Raw genomic sequence first — 16,203 nt, forward strand, 5'->3', positions numbered from 1 at the left:
CTAGTAATCAATCCTGGAATCAAGCGTGTTCCAGGTGTTGAACGGCTGGAGGGCCGCGGGAGCCTGGGGGTCGCCCAGTTCCAGCTTGGCTACCGGCATCAGCGCGTCCCGGTTGTCGTTCTCGAAGTACTCGTAGAAGACTGCGTCATCGAAGCCCACGGATGCGGCGTCATGACGGTCTGCGGCAAAGAACACGCGCTCAACGCGTGCCCACAGTGCGGAGGCCAGGCACATGGGGCACGGCTCGCAGCTGGTGTAGAGGGTTGCACCGCTCAGGTCGAAGGTTCCCAGTTCGCGGCAGGCGTTGCGGATGGCCGTGACTTCTGCGTGGGCGGTGGGATCGTTCGTGGCGGTTACGCGGTTGACGCCTTCGAAGGCTCGTCCATCCGCGGTAACAATGACGGCACCGAAGGGGCCTCCACTGTTCAGGACATTGGCCGTTGCCAGCTCAATGGATGTGGCCAGGAATTGCTCGGCCGTGACGGTTGTACTCATGTTGCGACTTCCTTAGTGCTGTGGAAGCCGGGTGACCTGTTTGGGGGCGCTGCAAAAAGAGCTCCAGTCAGCTTGGTTACCAGGCTTCAGCATGTGCGATGAAGGTTAAGTTGCGCCTGGTAGATAGCTTCCCGAGGTCCGGGTGCCCGCCTTTGGCAGTAAGAGCGTAGCACCAGATTTGTGAGCCGCGCCATAGTTTTTTGAAAACTTTATTTCGTCATGCGAAATTACGAATCCAGCGTGCCTGACTCGTCGCTGGCGCGCCAATGTGACCGGCAACCTTTCCCGCGGGCGTTGACGGCCGCCGTCGGGCGCTTTTACGCTTGGTGGACCGGCGCCTTTCTGGGTGGCCGGTTCCTGGATCAGCAGACAGGGCCGAACTGAGCTGGAACGCATTCATGCCGACCAGACAAGGAGCCCTTCATGCTTTGGATCAAAAACCCCCTGGGTATCTTCACCGCAAACAACCTCGACGCCGGCAACGGCCTGGTGGTTTCCGACTCCGGAACGATCGTTGAACTGGTGCCGTCCGGCGCCCGCCCGTCCATGCCTTGCACCGAATTCGATGCATCAGGCCACGTGGTGCTGCCGGGCCTGATCAACACGCACCACCACTTCTACCAAACCCTCACCCGCGCCTGGGGACCCGTGGCCAACGCACCCCTGTTCCCATGGCTACAGAACCTCTACCCCGTCTGGGCGCGGCTCACTCCGCGGAGCCTGGAGCTCGCGGTGCAGGTTGCCCTGGCCGAACTCTTGTTGTCCGGCTGCACCACGGCCGCGGATCACCACTATCTCTTCCCCGAAGGCATGGACGACGCCATCGACATTGAGGTGGCCGCTGTGCGTTCAATGGGCATGCGGGCCACCTTGACGCGCGGCTCCATGACGTTGGGAGAGGACGACGGCGGGCTGCCGCCCAGGACCACGGTCCAGTCACCTGAGGCGATCCTTGAGGACAGCGAACGACTCATCCGCACATATCACGAAGCCGGTCCCGGGGCGTCTGTGCAGATCGCGCTGGCACCTTGCTCGCCCTTCTCGGTGACGAAGGAAATCATGGCCGAATCCGCCGCCATGGCCGAGCGCTACGACGTCCGGCTGCACACGCACCTCGCGGAAACCATCGACGAGGAAGACTTCTGCCGGTCCATGTTCGGCCTCCGGACCGTCGATTATCTGGAATCCGTTGGCTGGCTCGGATCCCGTACCTGGCTGGGACACGGCATCCACTTCAACGACGAGGAGATCGCCAGGCTGGGAGCCGCGGGCACCGCCGTCGCACATTGCCCCACTTCCAACATGAGGTTGGCCTCCGGTACCGCGCGGGTCCTGGAACTTGAAGACGCGGGCGTTCCCGTGGGGCTGGGCGTGGATGGATCCGCCTCCAACGATGCGTCCAACATGATCCTCGAAGCACGGCAAGCCCTGTACCTTCAGCGACTCCGTTACGGCGCCTCGGTTCCCGTCTCCCGGGCGTTGGGATGGGCTACCCGTGGGTCCGCCGCCGTTCTTGGACGTTCGGACATCGGGCAGCTGGCTCCGGGTATGCAGGCTGACCTTGCCCTGTTCAAGCTGAATTCTTTGCGCTTCTCCGGCAGCCACGATCCCGTAGCTGCACTTTTGCTGTGCGGGGCCGACCGTGCCGACCGGGTGATGGTTGGCGGAACGTGGCGCGTGGTTGATGGGGCGATTCCCGATCTTGATGTGGCCGGGCTTATCGCGGAGCACTCGGCCGCGGCCCGGAAGTTGGTTGCGGGGTAGGTTTCGCCGTTCGACCCTGTGGCGCGAGAACGCCGGAACGCTGCCCTTTCGCGGGGAACGTTCCGGCGTTCTGGCACCTTTCCACCGCTTTCGCGGGTTTGGTTAGGTCGCGTCGATCTCCAGCGTCGGCGCGGCTTCGCTAGATCGCGATCTTATAGATGTGGTGGGTGTACTCGTTCGCGAAGGAATCCGTGAACTTGCCGTTTTGCACGGTGATGGTGCGGTTTTCCCCAACAACCTCAACCTGCGTGCCCGTGATACCTGACGGGAGGGTGAAGGTCTTGGAACCCGTGCTGCCGTTCAGGCCGATGCCGGCGAACAGGTAGGCACTGCCGTCCTTGGCCTTCAGCATGGTGTCCGCGCCCGCAGCGCCCGCGTTCCAGGCATAGCTCTGTGTGTTGAGCACTGGAGCAAGAGACTGGATATCGGCCAGCGCCGCCTTGATCTTTGCCTTGCGATCCGCAGGGATATCCACCAAGCTGTACGTCCCGAACTGGGGATCGTTGTTGTGCTGGAAGATGTTGATGCCGCGTGCCTCATGGATGATGGCCGACCACATGGCACCTTCCATCTGCTCAGGCGTGATGGTCCGGTCATTGTTGCTCTCAAGGAACGGTCGGGCCGATTCCACGAACACCCAGTTCGGCTGGATTCCCGGGCTTGACTGGTAGACCCTCATACGGTCCGCGACCCAGCCATACGCAGCGCTGCTCGCAGCCTTCGCCCCATCAGGCCACGACGGCGTCCGATCCGCCTCGAACTGCAGGTCGGCCCGGGTATAGAAGTACTGGTCGTTGCTGCTCGCATCCACAGCGGCCATGAAGTCATCCATGAGGCCCGGCGCCCAGAACGTTCCAAAGATGCCCTTGCTGTAGTTTGCGAAGGCCGGACGGCCATCGTTCTTGGCCCGGATGTTGGCGACCAACTGCTTCATGATTTGCAGGTTCTGCTCGGCCGACACACTGCCGCAGCCCAGGCCCACCATCTCGCATTCGTCATCCGTATCCCAGCCGACCACTCCGGGGTCCGTACCAACCTCGGACTGCTTCCACTCCCCGCCGGGAATGACCAACATGCCGGTGTCAGTGATGGACTTCATGGTTGATCCATCGTGTTCGGCGTTGTGATAGACGTTCACGCCGATGTCCTTGAGCTGCGCCGCATGGCCGGGCTTGCCGTACCACACACCAATCGGGAACAGATTCGGATTGTTAAGCTTCGCTGCACCCGGGAACTTAGCCCAGTACGCAGGTCCGCCGTCCCACGGAATGCGGGCCAGGTTGGCCAGGCTGCCGCCCGATGGGGGCGTGGTGGGGGTTGGGGTTGGCGTGGCCGTCGGAGTCGGCGTTGCCGTTGGGGTGACCGTAGGTGTAGGCGTTGCCGTCGGGGTAGGTGTGGCGGTTGGTGTTGTTGTGGGGGTGGGCGTCGCTGTCGGTGTGGCTGTCGGGGTCGGCGTCGCCGTCGGGGTGGCAGTCGGTGAGGCAGTTGTGGTGGGCGTCGCTGTCGGGGTCGGCGTTGCCGTCGGGGTGACCGTAGGTGTAGGCGTTGCCGTTGGTGACCCTGTCGATGTCGGGCTCGGGCTCGCGGTCGACGTCGGCTCCCCAGTCGGCGACGCTGTCGACGTCGGGCTCGGGCTCGCCGTCGTAGTAGGGCTGGCCGTCGGTTCCGTCGTAGGGTCTGTGGGACTCGATGTCGGCTGTGACGTCGGTTCCGCCGTCGATGTTGCAGTCGGGCTTTCGGTGGGCGGTGGCGTGCCGGGGTCCGTGCATCCTGCAAGCGCCAACGCAATCACCGCCCCCAGCGTAACGAGGGTGGGTTTCAATGACATTGTTTTCCTTTGGGGAAGCAGCCTTCATGCTGCTGCTGGGCGGCGCCAGACCCCCAGTCCGGCTCTTTGTTTCCACCTGCCAGGGCAGGGGTTGTCAGCCGGAAATCCCAGGTTCCGGCACAGCCCGATGACGAGCGTCAGCCATTGCTCGACCTGCTGCAGTACGACACGTGCGAACGGCTGTCCGGCGCCATCGAGCCAGCAAGTGCGGCCCAAACAAAGGGGCCACGGCGACCTTTAAGACCCGAAGGGTGGCCGTTTGCCCAGCTTACGCGAAGCCCTCAGCAACCTGCCGATTGTTACGTGGATCACATTCGCCCCATTGCGATAGGGCGCGTCCCGCTTAGACGGCTTCCTGCGTGCTAGACGGGAGGAGGCGCCTAATGCGCAGCGGGTCGTCTAAGCGGACTTCCGAAGAGCCGTCACAATCCGCGCCTTCAACTCCTGTTCCCGGAACAGATCCCGCCATGTGAGCCGGATGAACGTCCAGCCCTGTTCAATCAGGGCTTTCTCCCGCTGCCTCTCCCGGAATATGACCTCGTCAGTGGGCGCAAAGTCGAAATACTTGATCTTCCCGTCAAACTCCACCGCCACCAGCTTTTCCGGCCAGGCCAGATCGATCCGATGGTTTCCTTCATTCGTCCGGACCTTCACCTGCAAATCGGGCAGCTCAATGCGAAGCCTGACGATCAGCTCCCTGGTGAGGGTCTCGCCGGGAGACTCCGAACGAGGATCCGCATACTTGAGTGCGCGCCGCAAGGTATGTACTCCGTTCTGCCCAGCGAGCGCATGGCACATATCCCACAGCTCGTTGCGATCGACACCCTTGCGCAGCGCATGGTCCATCAGGATCAACGCCTGCCGATAGTCCAACATGCGGCAACAGTCCACTAGCGTGCGGACCAGGGATGTACATGGAAGTCCATCGACCAGCCCGATCTCTCCCTGCTTCAGAGCCCGCGTATGCGGGACCACATCCTTGCCATGCGATACGGGAGATGGCGGCGTCTTTTGGGTGATATGGATCCGATCGTCGACGTTCCAAAGGAACAAGCGATGGAGTCGGGCAGCTGAGGTGTGGCTGTAGACCAGGCCACCTCCCGACGTCGATAGCGTCCCATGGGCATGTGCAGCAATGAGTTGGCGGCTCTGAACCCAGGGTTTTTGCGCCGACCACACCGTCCCCCTGATGTAGCAGCCTCGCCTCAGTCCTACGAGCTCACCGCCCCGAACCAGTGCCGCGATCTTTCTGGAATTGAACCCGGAGTCTTCCAGTTCAGCCGTACGCCAAAGGTTCATGCCGACCGGGAGTTCGCGAAGCGCCTTGCTAGCCATGCAACAAGCCTCTTCGACCGTCCTGGGCGCGCAAAGACTCGACTCTCGCTATGTGGAGAAAGGCGGCCGCACGGCACGACCTGCCACGAAAACTCACGGCGGAAGATTGGACGGCGCTCCTCGAGACCTTGCAGATGACTGGTAAGGGAAAGGCCCATTGGCGGATCACGCCGCCCAGGCAACACCACTTCGATGGCTTCCCTGCGCGGTAGACGATTCCTGCCGTCTAATGGGCAGCCAGGCATCGAAACGGCCGACGGTGGGCGGGCGTGGCGTGGGTGCCCGCGGCGCGGGAGGGCGGGGGCACAGCAAAGCGGGCGGCACCTCCCCAGGTGCCGCCCGCCTCGTTGGCTCTGTTGCGCAGAGTCCGCGCCCCCGTTGCAGGTCAGGGGCGCTGCCGGCCGAAGACTGGGAGGGCGCGCAGCCAGCGGGAGAATCCGCTCGCTTTGCGGTCGCAGTCGGCCGGAATGTAAAAGTCCGGATCCGTCGCACCGAAGGGCAGGTACAGTTCCTGGCCCGGCGCCGGGAATTCCACGACGTTGTTCGTATCCTTCGAGTCCATCTGTTCCTCCTCTTTCCAGTGATCGATCGGTTCAAAAGATTCCACATTTCGGAAACTTCTTATTGCTATATGGAAAGTCTAGGAGAGAGGCGAAGCAAGCGTCAAGACCCACTTTCGCCCTGAAGAAGTTGCCCCGGTCACATTTGGCTGCTTCATAACGATCTTCCGGAACCCGTATACACAAGCCGATTTCGTAAGCTACTCTCGAATGAGTTCGTGGCGTAGGTCACGTAACCTGAGAGCAGCAGGCAGGGTCGTAATGAGCTGGCATCCATGGATGCCGGCTCTTTTTTGTTGGGGTCGGCTCCACCAGAAACGCAGTGGAAACACGCGCTTAATTTCATTGATGGAACGTAGTTTCCACCGCACAGAAGTTGGGATATGACCATGAGCAACAACATCGTCCTCGGCGAAAACCAGTACGGCAAAGCAGAAGTCCGCGTCGTCAAGGTCACCCGGGATACGGACCGCCACCAGATCGAAGACCTGAACGTCACCTCGCAGCTCCGTGGTGACTTCGAGGCAGCCCACCTCGAGGGCGACAACGGCCACGTCGTTGCCACCGACACCCAGAAGAACACCGTTTACGCCTTCGCACGTGAAGGCGTGGGCTCCCCTGAGGCTTTCCTGCTGCGCCTCGCCAACCACTTCACCGGCGAGTTCTCCTGGGTCACCGGTGGACGCTGGGAAGCCGAGTCCTACAGCTGGGACCGCATCCAGGCCCACGGCGAAAGCCACGACCACAGCTTCGTCCGCAACGGACAAGAGGTGCGTACCGCCGTCGTCGTTCGCGATGGCGCAACCACCCACATTGTTTCCGGCCTCAAGGACCTGACCGTCCTGAAGACCACGCAGTCCGGTTTTGTCGGCTACCCGCGCGACAAGTACACCACCCTCCCCGAGACCACGGACCGCATCCTCGCCACCGACGTATCCGCCCGCTGGCGCTACAACACCAACCTGGACGCCTCGGCCACGGACTTCAACAAGAGCTACGAGGACATCAAGGCCCTCCTCCTTGAGGGCTTCACGGAGAACTACTCGCACGCACTGCAGCAGACCCTGTTCGACATGGGCAAGAAGGTCCTCGAGGCACACAGCGAAGTTGCCGAGATCAAGTTCTCCATGCCGAACAAGCACCACTTCCTGGTTGACCTTGGCCCGTTCGGCCTGGACAACCCCAACGAGGTCTTCTACGCCGCGGACCGCCCGTACGGCCTTATCGAAGCAACCGTCCAGCGCGACAACACCACGGCCGCGCCCGTTGCCTGGAGCGGCATCGCCGGCTTCTGCTAAGCACCACAAGGTTTTAGGCCCGCGAACCAACCGCGGGCCTGGCCACCCGGAGTTCGTGTGCAGGTTCCGCCCGAGGGACGCCCCCACAACGGCGGAACCTGCGCCCAAACCCGACCCCAAAAACACCCACACTTTTGTTAGCCAGACACAGTTAGCCAGACGAAGGCGTCTGCCATGAACCCAGAAAGTCTGCCATGAACACCAAGAAGAAGTCCCGCCCCGCCAATACCACCGCCGCGCGTCCCGAGGACCAGCGGCTCTCGATCGGAAGCACCTTCGCTTACGGCTTCCAGCACGTTCTCACCATGTACGGCGGCATCATCGCTCCGCCACTGATCATCGGCGCGGCCGCGGGCATGTCCTCGCAGGACATCGGCCTCCTGATCGCCGCCTGCCTCTTCGTCGGCGGCCTGGCCACCATTCTCCAGACGGTTGGCATTCCGTGGTTCGGCTCGCAGTTGCCGCTGGTCCAGGGCGTCTCCTTCGCCGGCGTTTCCACCATGGTGGCGATCGTGCAGGGCGGCGGTGGTATCCAGGCGGTCTTCGGCTCGGTGATCGTGGCCTCGCTGATCGGACTGGCCATCACTCCCCTGTTCTCGAAGATCATCAAGTTCTTCCCACCGGTTGTCACAGGCACAGTGATCACCACCATTGGCCTGACCCTCATGCCGGTCGCCGCCAACTGGGCCATGGGTGGCAACGCCAAGGCTGACAACTACGGCAGCATGGCCAACATCGGCCTCGCAGCACTGACCATGGGCGTCGTCCTGCTGCTGAGCAAGATCGGCAACGCCGCCATCTCGCGCCTTTCGATCCTGCTGGCCATGGTCATTGGCACCGTCATCGCAACCGTCACCGGCATGGCCGACTTCTCGAAGGTTGGCCAGGGCGACATCGTGGCCTTCCCCACGCCGTTCGCTTTCGGTGCTCCCACGTTCGAGGTCGCCGCGATCATCTCCATGCTGATCGTCATCCTGGTAACGCTGACGGAGACCTCCGCGGACATCATCGCCGTGGGCGAGATCGTGGACACCAAGGTTGACTCCCGACGGATCGGCAACGGCCTCCGTGCCGACATGCTCTCCAGCGCAATCTCCCCCTTGTTCAACTCCTTCACCCAGAGCGCCTTCGCCCAGAACGTGGGCCTTGTGGCCATCACGGGCATCAAGAGCCGCTTCGTGGTCAGCGCCGGCGGCCTCATCCTGGTGGTCCTGGGCCTCCTGCCGATCCTCGGCCGAGTGGTCGCAGCGGTTCCGACGCCAGTCCTGGGCGGTGCCGGCGTCGTGCTCTTCGGTACGGTTGCCGCCAGCGGTATCCGCACCCTCGCGAAGGTCGAATACAAGAACAACATGAACCTGATCATCGTGGCTGCCTCGATCGGATTCGGCATGATCCCGATCGCCGCCCCGAAGTTCTACGACCAGTTCCCGTCCTGGTTCTCCACGATCTTCCACTCCGGCATCAGCTCGGCCGCCGTCATGGCGATCATCCTGAACATCCTGTTCAACCACTTCAAGGCCGGCAACTCGGACAACCAATCGGTGTTCGTGGCAGGCACGGAGCGCGTGGTCACTCCCGAAGACATCAAGTGCCTGGAACATGGCGACCGCTTCGAGAACGGCAAGCTGATCGATGCCGAAGGCAACGAGGTCCCGCTCAAGAACACCACGGCTTCCGAGCACTAGCTCACGACCGATCGGCAAGACGGCAGTGTTTCCTTGGGGGCACTGCCGTCTTTCGCCGGGTTAAAGCGCTTTGGGCAGAACATACGACGGCGGCGCACGCCACCGGGATCCGCTGCCGCTAGGCTCGGCTCATGACCGAGCTACCCTGCTTCCGCTCACTTGCCCTCCGAGAGATCCCGAAACCGGATTACGCGGACGTTTGCCTGGCCACCCTTCCCGAGGGTTCGGACACGGATCCCACCTTATGGGCGAACCGGCTGTTCGCTCTGGAATCCATGCCCAAGTGGGTTGCCGGAGCGCTGATGCTTCGACAGGCGCTGGTCCCCCTGATCGGCGTTCCCAAAGCACCAAGGAACACCTTCGCAGTGTCGGACCGGCAAGGCGACGAGGCCCTGATCTATTTTCCGGACAAGCACTTGGACTTCGCCGTAGGTGTGGGCGTGGATGCGGCGAGCCGGATCATCAGGGTGACTACCGCCGTCGAACTCCCAACGCCGAGATGACAAAAGATGGCAATGTTCGCGGGGAACATTGCCATCAAATGCCAACTCGGCGCAGGGCCGGGAGGGGAACGCTAGTTCTGGTTGAGCTCCGCGGAGATCGCGAGAGCCGCCTCCCGCAGCATGGGAACTGCGCGGTCGGCGAAGGTCTGGTCCACACGCGTGATCGGGCCGGAAACGGAGATCGCCGTGGGGGTGGGTGCGTTCGGCACGGCCATGGCGAAGCAGCGTACGCCGAGCTCCTGCTCTTCCTCGTCGATGGAGTAGCCGCGTTCACGGATGAGCTTCAGGTCGGCCAGGAGCGAGTCGATGTCCCCGATACTCTTGGCCGTGGGCGTGGGCATGCCGGTGCGGGCCACGATGCCGCGGACCACCTCGTCGTCGAGCTGCGCCAGGATGGCCTTGCCCACGCCCGTGTCATGGGTGTGCGCGCGGCGGCCTACTTCGGTGAACATGCGCATGGAGTGCATGGACGGGACCTGGGCTACGTAGATCACCATGTCGGAATCGAGAACGGCCATGTTGGACGTCTCTCCCAGGCGTTCAACCAAGGTCTTCAGCTGCGGGCGGGCCACGGCACCGAGTTGCTTGCTGGCGGCCTCGCCGAGGCGGATGAGCCGGGGGCCCAGCGCGTAGCGGCGGTTGGGCAGCTGGCGGATGTAGCCGAGCGCAACAAGGGTACGCAGGAGGCGGTGGATTGTGGGCAGGGGCAAGTCGGTGGACGACGACAGCTCACTGAGCGTGACATCTCCGCCTGCATCCGTGATCAGTTCCAGCAGTTCAAAGACGCGCTCAACGGACTGCACGCCTCCGGAGGCTTTTTCAGCCATTCCCTTGTCTCCAATGACTCAGATTCCGACAACTCTTATCCGCATCGTGAAAAGAATTGCTTTGAACACCCAAGATACAGCACGTGGCAGCGGTGCGCGACGACACCGAACATGACCCGGCAAGGGGTTGTGTTTCCACTTTGTAGATAATAATATCCATAATACGAAAACATTCAGTTTGGAACGGCGGCCCGGGAACGGGCCTAACAGGAGGAATTTCAATGGCGAATCCGAGCCCCGGTAACTCGATCACCCTGCGCGTCTCCGCGCCGTCGAGCTTCACCGCGACCAGTGAACTGGCAGCAGCGGTAGGCGCAGCCGGTGCCGCGATCACCGCACTGGACGTCACGGAATCCCACCACGAGACCATCGTCGTGGACGTCACCTGCAACACCACCGACGATGACCACGCTGCACGCGTGAAGGACGCCCTGAACGCCCTCGAAGGCGTCAAGGTCCAGCACGTCTCCGACCGCACGTTCCTGATGCACCTGGGCGGCAAGCTCGAGGTCGTCCCGAAAGTAGCCCTGCGCAACCGCGACGATCTGTCCCGCGCCTACACTCCCGGCGTCGCGCGTGTTTGCCTTGCCATCGCAGAAGACCCGGCCGCTGCCCGCAACCTGACGGTCAAGCGCAACACCATCGCCGTCCTCACCGACGGTTCCGCTGTCCTGGGCCTCGGCAACATCGGTCCCGCCGCAGCGCTTCCCGTCATGGAAGGCAAGGCCGCACTGTTCAAGCAGTTCGCCAACGTCGACGCCTGGCCCGTCTGCCTGGACACCCAGGACACCGAAGAGATCATCAAGATCGCCAAGGCCATGGCCCCCGTGTACGGCGGCATCAACCTCGAAGACATCGCAGCCCCGCGCTGCTTCGAGATCGAGAACCGCCTCCGCGAAGAACTGGACATCCCGGTGTTCCACGACGACCAGCACGGCACCGCGATCGTCACGCTCGCGGCCCTGGTCAACGCACTCCGCGTAGTGGACAAGAAGCTGTCCGAGGTCAAGATCGTGGTCTCCGGCGTCGGCGCTGCCGGCTCCGCCATCATTCAGCTCCTCAAGGCGCAGGGCGCGCAGCACATCGTCGCCGCGGGACGTTCCGGCGCCATCCACTCGGGTGAAAAGTACGACGACGAGCACCGTAGCTGGATTGCCGCGAACACCAACCAGGAAGGCTTCTCCGGCAGCCTCCACGACGCCCTCAAGGGAGCCGACGTGTTCATCGGCGTCAGCGCCCCGCACGTGATCGGCGAAGAACAGGTTGCTTCCATGGCCGAGAACGCGATTGTGTTCGCCATGGCCAACCCGACTCCGGAAATCGACCCCGCCATCGCCTCCAAGCACGCAGCGGTTGTGGCTACCGGTCGCAGCGACTTCCCGAACCAGATCAACAACGTGTTGGCCTTCCCGGGCTTCTTCCGGGGCCTGCTGGACGCCGGAGCCTCGGACATCACGCCGAACATGCTGGTGGCCGCAGCCGAGGCTATTGCCAACCGGGTGGCTGACGACGAGCTCAACGCGAGCTACATTATCCCCAGCGTCTTCGATCCCCACGTTGCCGGAGATGTGGCCGCCGCTGTTGCAGCCGCAGCCCTCGCAAACGCAGCCAGCTAGCACCAGCGCACTATAGACAAAGGAATCCGCTCCCATGGCTATTACAGTCACTGATCCCCGGCCGATCGAACGCGCCGAGGAAATCCTCACCCCCAAAGCCCTGGCCTTTATCGAGGAACTGCACAAGCGCTTCGCCGGCACCCGCAACGAACTGCTCCAGGCCCGCAAGGCCAAGCGGCAGAAGGTCGCCGAGACCAGCCACCTGGACTTCCTTCCGGAAACCCGGGAAATCCGCGACGGCGACTGGAAGGTTGCCGAAGCACCGACCGCCCTGCAGGACCGCCGCGTTGAAATGACCGGCCCGGCCACCCCCGCCAAGATGGCCATCAACGCCTTGAACTCCGGCGCCAAGGTGTGGCTTGCCGACCTCGAAGACGCCAGCACGCCCACGTGGCCCAACGTCATCGACGCGATCCTCAATCTCCGCGACGCGGCACAGGGCACCCTTGCCTACACCTCCCCCGAGGGTAAGGAGTACCGGCTCCGCACGGACGCTCCCCTCGCCGTCGTGGTGGCCCGCCCCCGCGGCTGGCATATGGAGGAAAGCCACCTCCTGATCGACGGCGAACCCACCGTGGGCGGCCTCGTCGACTTCGGCCTGCACTTCTTCCACATCGCCAAGCAGCTCCTGCTCAACGGCCATGGCCCGTACTACTACCTGCCCAAGATGGAGAGCCACCTCGAGGCCCGCCTGTGGAACGACGTGTTCGTCTTCGCCCAGGACTACCTCGGCATCCCGCAGGGCAGCATCCGCGCCACGGTCCTGATCGAGACCATCCCCGCCGCTTTCGAGATGGACGAGATCCTCTACGAACTCCGCGACCACGCCTCCGGATTGAACGCCGGACGTTGGGACTACCTCTTCAGCATCATCAAGTACTTCCGCGATGCCGGCGAAGAGTTCGTCCTCCCGGACCGCGCCACCGTTGCCATGACCGCTCCGTTCATGCGCGCCTACACCGAACTCCTGGTCAAGACCTGCCACAAGCGCGGTGCCTTCGCCATGGGTGGCATGGCCGCAGTGATCCCCAACCGCAAGCAGCCCGATGTCACGGCCGCAGCGTTCGACAAGGTCCGCGCCGACAAGACCCGCGAAGCGAACGACGGCTTCGACGGCTCCTGGGTTGCCCACCCGGACCTGGTCTCCACCTGCCGCGAAGTGTTCGATTCCGTGCTGGGCGACCGCCCGAACCAGACCGACAAACAGCGCCCCGAGGTGAACGTCACCGCTGAGCAACTGATCGACGTCGCCTCCGCTGGCGGAACCGTCACCGAAGCCGGCCTGCGCCTGAACCTCTACGTCGCCGTCGCCTACACGGGCGTCTGGATCTCCGGCAGCGGTGCAGTAGCCATCCACAACCTCATGGAGGACGCCGCGACGGCGGAAATCTCCCGCTCCCAGGTGTGGCAGCAGCTGCGCAACAAGTCCATCCTCGCGGACACCGGCAACACAGTCACCCGCGAACTCGTGACCCGCATCCTCGGCGAAGAAACCGAACGCCTGCGCATCGAATTCGGCGACGAGAACTTCACCAAGTACTACGAGCCGGCTTCCAAGCTCATCGAGGACATTTGTCTCTCCGACGACTACACGGACTTCCTCACCACGCCCGCGTATGAGCTGGTGGGCTGAGATGGGTTCACTTTCGTCTTCCGATCTGGCCCACATCGAGTCACAGCTCGCCGCCACTGACCAGTTGCTTGACCGCAACTACCCCGGCGACGACGGCTCCCGCCAGCCCATCCACACCGTCTACGTCCCGGCCGACCGCTTCACGCCCACGTTCGTGGCGGACTGGGGCGCCCAGGCACTCGCGACGGCGGAAACCCACGGCGGCCTCGAAAAGCTCGGTCAGCTTTTGGGCCAGGAGCCCGACCTCGCTGCCGCTGTCGCGGCCCGGGTTGCTGCCAAATTGCAGTCAGAGCCCATCGAGGATCTCCGCCTGGACTTCGAGGACGGCTACGGCGACCGCGGCGATGAGGCGGAAGATGCCGACGTCGTTGCTGCCGCCAAGGCGGTTTCTGCCGCCGTGGCTGCCGGAACGGCTCCGCCCTTCATCGGCATCCGCTTCAAGTGCTTCGAAGCTCCCACCCGGGCACGCGGTCTCCGCACCCTGGATTTGTTTGTGTCTACGCTCGCTGCTTCCGGTGAACTCCCGGCCGGGCTGATCCTCACCCTGCCGAAGGTCACCACGGTGGCGCAGGTGCAGGCCATGGATTACGCGGTCTCACGGCTCGAGGAAGTCCACGGGCTCCCCGCTGGCCGGCTCCGCTTTGAAGTGCAGGTGGAAACCCCGCAGCTCATCCTCGGCGCCGACGGTACCTCGCCGGTGGCCCAGCTCCCGCACGTTGTTCCCGGCCGGATCAGCGCCCTGCACTACGGCACGTACGATTACAGCGCTTCGCTGGGAATTTCCGCGGAATACCAGTCCATGGAACACCCCGTGGCTGACTTCGCCAAGGAAGTCATGCAGCTCGCCGTTGCCGGCACGGGCATCCGTCTCTCCGACGGTTCCACCAACATCATCCCTGTGGGTGACGCCGTGGAAGACGCCTGGAAGCTGCACGGTCGATTGGTCCGCCGCTCCCTGGAGAACGGCTACTACCAGGGCTGGGATCTCCACGCCGCCCAGCTCCCCAGCCGCTTCTCGGCGTCGTACGCTTTCTACCGCGAAGGCCTGCCGGCCGCGGCGCTGCGCCTCCGCAACTACGTCGAACGCACCGAAGGCGGCGTCATGGACGAGCCCGCCACGGCGCGTGCCCTGGCCGGATTCGTCCTGCGCGGCGTCCAGTGCGGCGCGGTGGGGACCGACGAGGTCAAGGCGCTGGCCGGCGTCGAACTTTCCCAGCTGACCGCGCTGGCGCACCCGCGGCTCGCACAACCAACTTCGCACTGATTAGGAGCACCGTATGGGCAACTATTACTACCCGCAGGGCGGGCTGCCGCCGCAGACCCACCTGACCACCGAACGGGCCATCGTCACCGAGGCCTACACCGTGATCCCCAAGGGCGTCCTGACGGACATCGTGACCAGCAACCTGCCGGGCTTCACCAACACGCGTTCCTGGATCATCGCCCGTCCGATCTCCGGCTTCGCCACCACGTTCTCGCAGCTGATCGTGGAGATCGCTCCGGGCGGCGGTGCTCCGAAGGCCGAGTTCGAGTCCGGCGTCGAAGGCGTGGTCTTCGTGACCAAAGGCAAGCTGAACCTGACCCTCGACGGCGAACTGCACCACCTCGAAGAGGGCGGCTACGCCTACCTCGCGGCCGGTGCCGAGTGGGGCGTGGAAAACGTCTCCGACGACATCGTTTCCTACCACTGGATCCGCAAGGCCTACGAGCGGCTCGAGGGCTACGAGGCCAAGTCCTTCGTGACCAACGAGAAGGACGTGGAGCCCACCTCCATGCCGGACACGGACGACGTCTGGAAGACCACGCGGTTCACGGACTCCAGCGACCTCGCCCACGACATGCAGGTCAACATCGTCACCTTCCAGCCCGGCGGCGTGATCCCCTTCCCGGAGACCCACGTCATGGAGCACGGCCTGTACGTCCTTGAAGGCAAGGCCATGTACCTGCTCAACAACGATTGGGTTGAGGTGGAGGCCGGCGACTTCATGTGGCTGCGCGCGTTCTGCCCGCAGGCCTGCTACGCGGGTGGGCCGGGCGAGTTCCGGTACCTGCTGTACAAGGACATGAACCGCCAGGTGAAGCTCACCTAGTCTGCCGCCGAGATCGCCGGAACGCTACCCGTTCGCAGGGAACGTTCCGGCGATTTCGTCGTTTTCGGGCGGTTTCGGCGCAGGGCTTAGCTGCCCGCTGCTGAGCGGCGTCGGCGTCCGAGGGTGAAGCCGGACCAGAACGTCAGGGAAAGCAGGCCCAGCACAGCGATGAGGAGGCCGATCTGCGTTCCTTGGCTGACGAATGCCCCGCCGGTTGGTTGAAAGACCGTGTCGCTGAGTGGAGCGTAGGCGAACCAACCAATCGGCTCGTCCTTCCCGTTCCACGCCACGATCAGCCCCACAATCACGGCGATCAGCGCCAACAAAGGCACGACGGCGGCACGGGCTTTGCGTGCAGGCTGCGGTGAGTTGTGTTCCCCAAGTGTGTTGTTATCCCCCATGCGTGCAAGCCTAGCCCGCCCCGTTCCGCTTGGAGCGCTGAATTCGCCGGAACACCGCCCTTTCGCAGGGAACCTCCGTGTGTGTCAGGCTGTTGTGTGACAGGTTGCTGTCGCATCAGTTTGATGCATCGGCGGGGAAAGGTCCGTCATGGATTTTGTTATCCCTGC

Annotated in this window: 15 protein-coding genes; 8 read left to right on the forward strand and 7 right to left on the reverse strand. The window is 63.4% G+C overall.

The window, feature by feature from the left end; translation table 11 throughout:
• Nucleotides 1-495 carry a nucleoside deaminase gene (locus tag ACIPV6_RS21565; RefSeq protein ID WP_400272859.1) on the reverse strand — a complete coding sequence of 165 codons (495 nt, stop codon included), beginning with the start codon at nucleotides 493-495 and terminating at the stop codon, nucleotides 1-3.
• Between the two features lie 423 nt (nucleotides 496-918).
• Here ACIPV6_RS21565 and ACIPV6_RS21570 point away from each other — a divergent pair, with 423 nt between their 5' ends.
• Nucleotides 919-2,259, forward strand: a complete 1,341-nt coding sequence (locus tag ACIPV6_RS21570) for an 8-oxoguanine deaminase (RefSeq protein ID WP_400272860.1) — start codon at nucleotides 919-921, stop codon at nucleotides 2,257-2,259.
• A gap of 139 nt (nucleotides 2,260-2,398) precedes the next feature.
• On the opposite strand, the gene ACIPV6_RS21575 is transcribed toward ACIPV6_RS21570, so the two are convergent.
• The 4 genes from ACIPV6_RS21575 to ACIPV6_RS21590 all read right to left on the reverse strand — a co-directional run bounded on the left by ACIPV6_RS21575 (nucleotide 2,399) and on the right by ACIPV6_RS21590 (nucleotide 5,984).
• Nucleotides 2,399-3,397, reverse strand: a complete 999-nt coding sequence (locus ACIPV6_RS21575) for a hypothetical protein (RefSeq protein WP_400272861.1) — start codon at nucleotides 3,395-3,397, stop codon at nucleotides 2,399-2,401.
• A 97-nt stretch (nucleotides 3,398-3,494) separates the two neighbouring features.
• Nucleotides 3,495-4,028: a hypothetical protein gene (locus tag ACIPV6_RS21580; RefSeq protein WP_400272862.1), complete on the reverse strand. Its 534-nt coding sequence runs from the start codon at nucleotides 4,026-4,028 to the stop codon at nucleotides 3,495-3,497.
• A 458-nt stretch (nucleotides 4,029-4,486) separates the two neighbouring features.
• On the reverse strand, nucleotides 4,487-5,422 hold the full coding sequence (locus ACIPV6_RS21585; RefSeq protein ID WP_400272863.1) for a hypothetical protein: 936 nt from the start codon (nucleotides 5,420-5,422) through the stop codon (nucleotides 4,487-4,489).
• 385 nt (nucleotides 5,423-5,807) lie between these two features.
• Entirely contained in the window at nucleotides 5,808-5,984 is a 177-nt protein-coding gene (locus tag ACIPV6_RS21590) for a hypothetical protein (protein WP_397323341.1), read from the reverse strand.
• A gap of 381 nt (nucleotides 5,985-6,365) precedes the next feature.
• On the opposite strand from ACIPV6_RS21590, the gene pucL reads away from it, so the two are divergent.
• The 3 genes from pucL to ACIPV6_RS21605 all read left to right on the forward strand — a co-directional run bounded on the left by pucL (nucleotide 6,366) and on the right by ACIPV6_RS21605 (nucleotide 9,468).
• Nucleotides 6,366-7,280, forward strand: coding sequence for a factor-independent urate hydroxylase (gene pucL / locus ACIPV6_RS21595; protein ID WP_397323343.1), 915 nt, complete (start codon nucleotides 6,366-6,368; stop codon nucleotides 7,278-7,280).
• A gap of 194 nt (nucleotides 7,281-7,474) precedes the next feature.
• On the forward strand, nucleotides 7,475-8,965 hold the full coding sequence (locus tag ACIPV6_RS21600) for a nucleobase:cation symporter-2 family protein (protein WP_400272864.1): 1,491 nt from the start codon (nucleotides 7,475-7,477) through the stop codon (nucleotides 8,963-8,965).
• A gap of 131 nt (nucleotides 8,966-9,096) precedes the next feature.
• Nucleotides 9,097-9,468 (forward strand): DUF2867 domain-containing protein, encoded by a 372-nt coding sequence (locus ACIPV6_RS21605; RefSeq protein ID WP_400272865.1) that lies wholly within the window; start codon nucleotides 9,097-9,099, stop codon nucleotides 9,466-9,468.
• Between the two features lie 71 nt (nucleotides 9,469-9,539).
• On the opposite strand, the gene ACIPV6_RS21610 is transcribed toward ACIPV6_RS21605, so the two are convergent.
• Complete coding sequence (locus ACIPV6_RS21610) at nucleotides 9,540-10,295, reverse strand: IclR family transcriptional regulator (RefSeq protein WP_387439358.1); 756 nt, start codon at nucleotides 10,293-10,295, stop codon at nucleotides 9,540-9,542.
• A 221-nt stretch (nucleotides 10,296-10,516) separates the two neighbouring features.
• On the opposite strand from ACIPV6_RS21610, the gene ACIPV6_RS21615 reads away from it, so the two are divergent.
• Genes ACIPV6_RS21615 through ACIPV6_RS21630 form a run of 4 tightly spaced genes read left to right on the forward strand, consistent with a single transcriptional unit; the run spans nucleotide 10,517 to nucleotide 15,634 of the window.
• Nucleotides 10,517-11,911, forward strand: coding sequence for an NAD-dependent malic enzyme (locus ACIPV6_RS21615; RefSeq protein WP_400272866.1), 1,395 nt, complete (start codon nucleotides 10,517-10,519; stop codon nucleotides 11,909-11,911).
• 34 nt (nucleotides 11,912-11,945) lie between these two features.
• On the forward strand, nucleotides 11,946-13,544 hold the full coding sequence (gene aceB / locus ACIPV6_RS21620; protein WP_400272867.1) for a malate synthase A: 1,599 nt from the start codon (nucleotides 11,946-11,948) through the stop codon (nucleotides 13,542-13,544).
• A 1-nt stretch (nucleotide 13,545) separates the two neighbouring features.
• A complete protein-coding gene (locus ACIPV6_RS21625) occupies nucleotides 13,546-14,808 on the forward strand; it encodes a DUF6986 family protein (RefSeq protein WP_400272868.1) in 1,263 nt (420 codons plus the stop codon).
• A 13-nt stretch (nucleotides 14,809-14,821) separates the two neighbouring features.
• A complete protein-coding gene (locus tag ACIPV6_RS21630; RefSeq protein WP_400272869.1) occupies nucleotides 14,822-15,634 on the forward strand; it encodes a bifunctional allantoicase/(S)-ureidoglycine aminohydrolase in 813 nt (270 codons plus the stop codon).
• 86 nt (nucleotides 15,635-15,720) lie between these two features.
• On the opposite strand, the gene ACIPV6_RS21635 is transcribed toward ACIPV6_RS21630, so the two are convergent.
• Nucleotides 15,721-16,035 carry a hypothetical protein gene (locus ACIPV6_RS21635; protein WP_400272870.1) on the reverse strand — a complete coding sequence of 105 codons (315 nt, stop codon included), beginning with the start codon at nucleotides 16,033-16,035 and terminating at the stop codon, nucleotides 15,721-15,723.
• Nucleotides 16,036-16,203: the final 168 nt, after the last annotated feature.

Origin of the sequence: Paenarthrobacter sp. NPDC089988 (assembly GCF_044748465.1) — a bacterium.
In the GTDB taxonomy this organism is placed as follows: Bacteria; Actinomycetota; Actinomycetes; order Actinomycetales; family Micrococcaceae; genus Arthrobacter.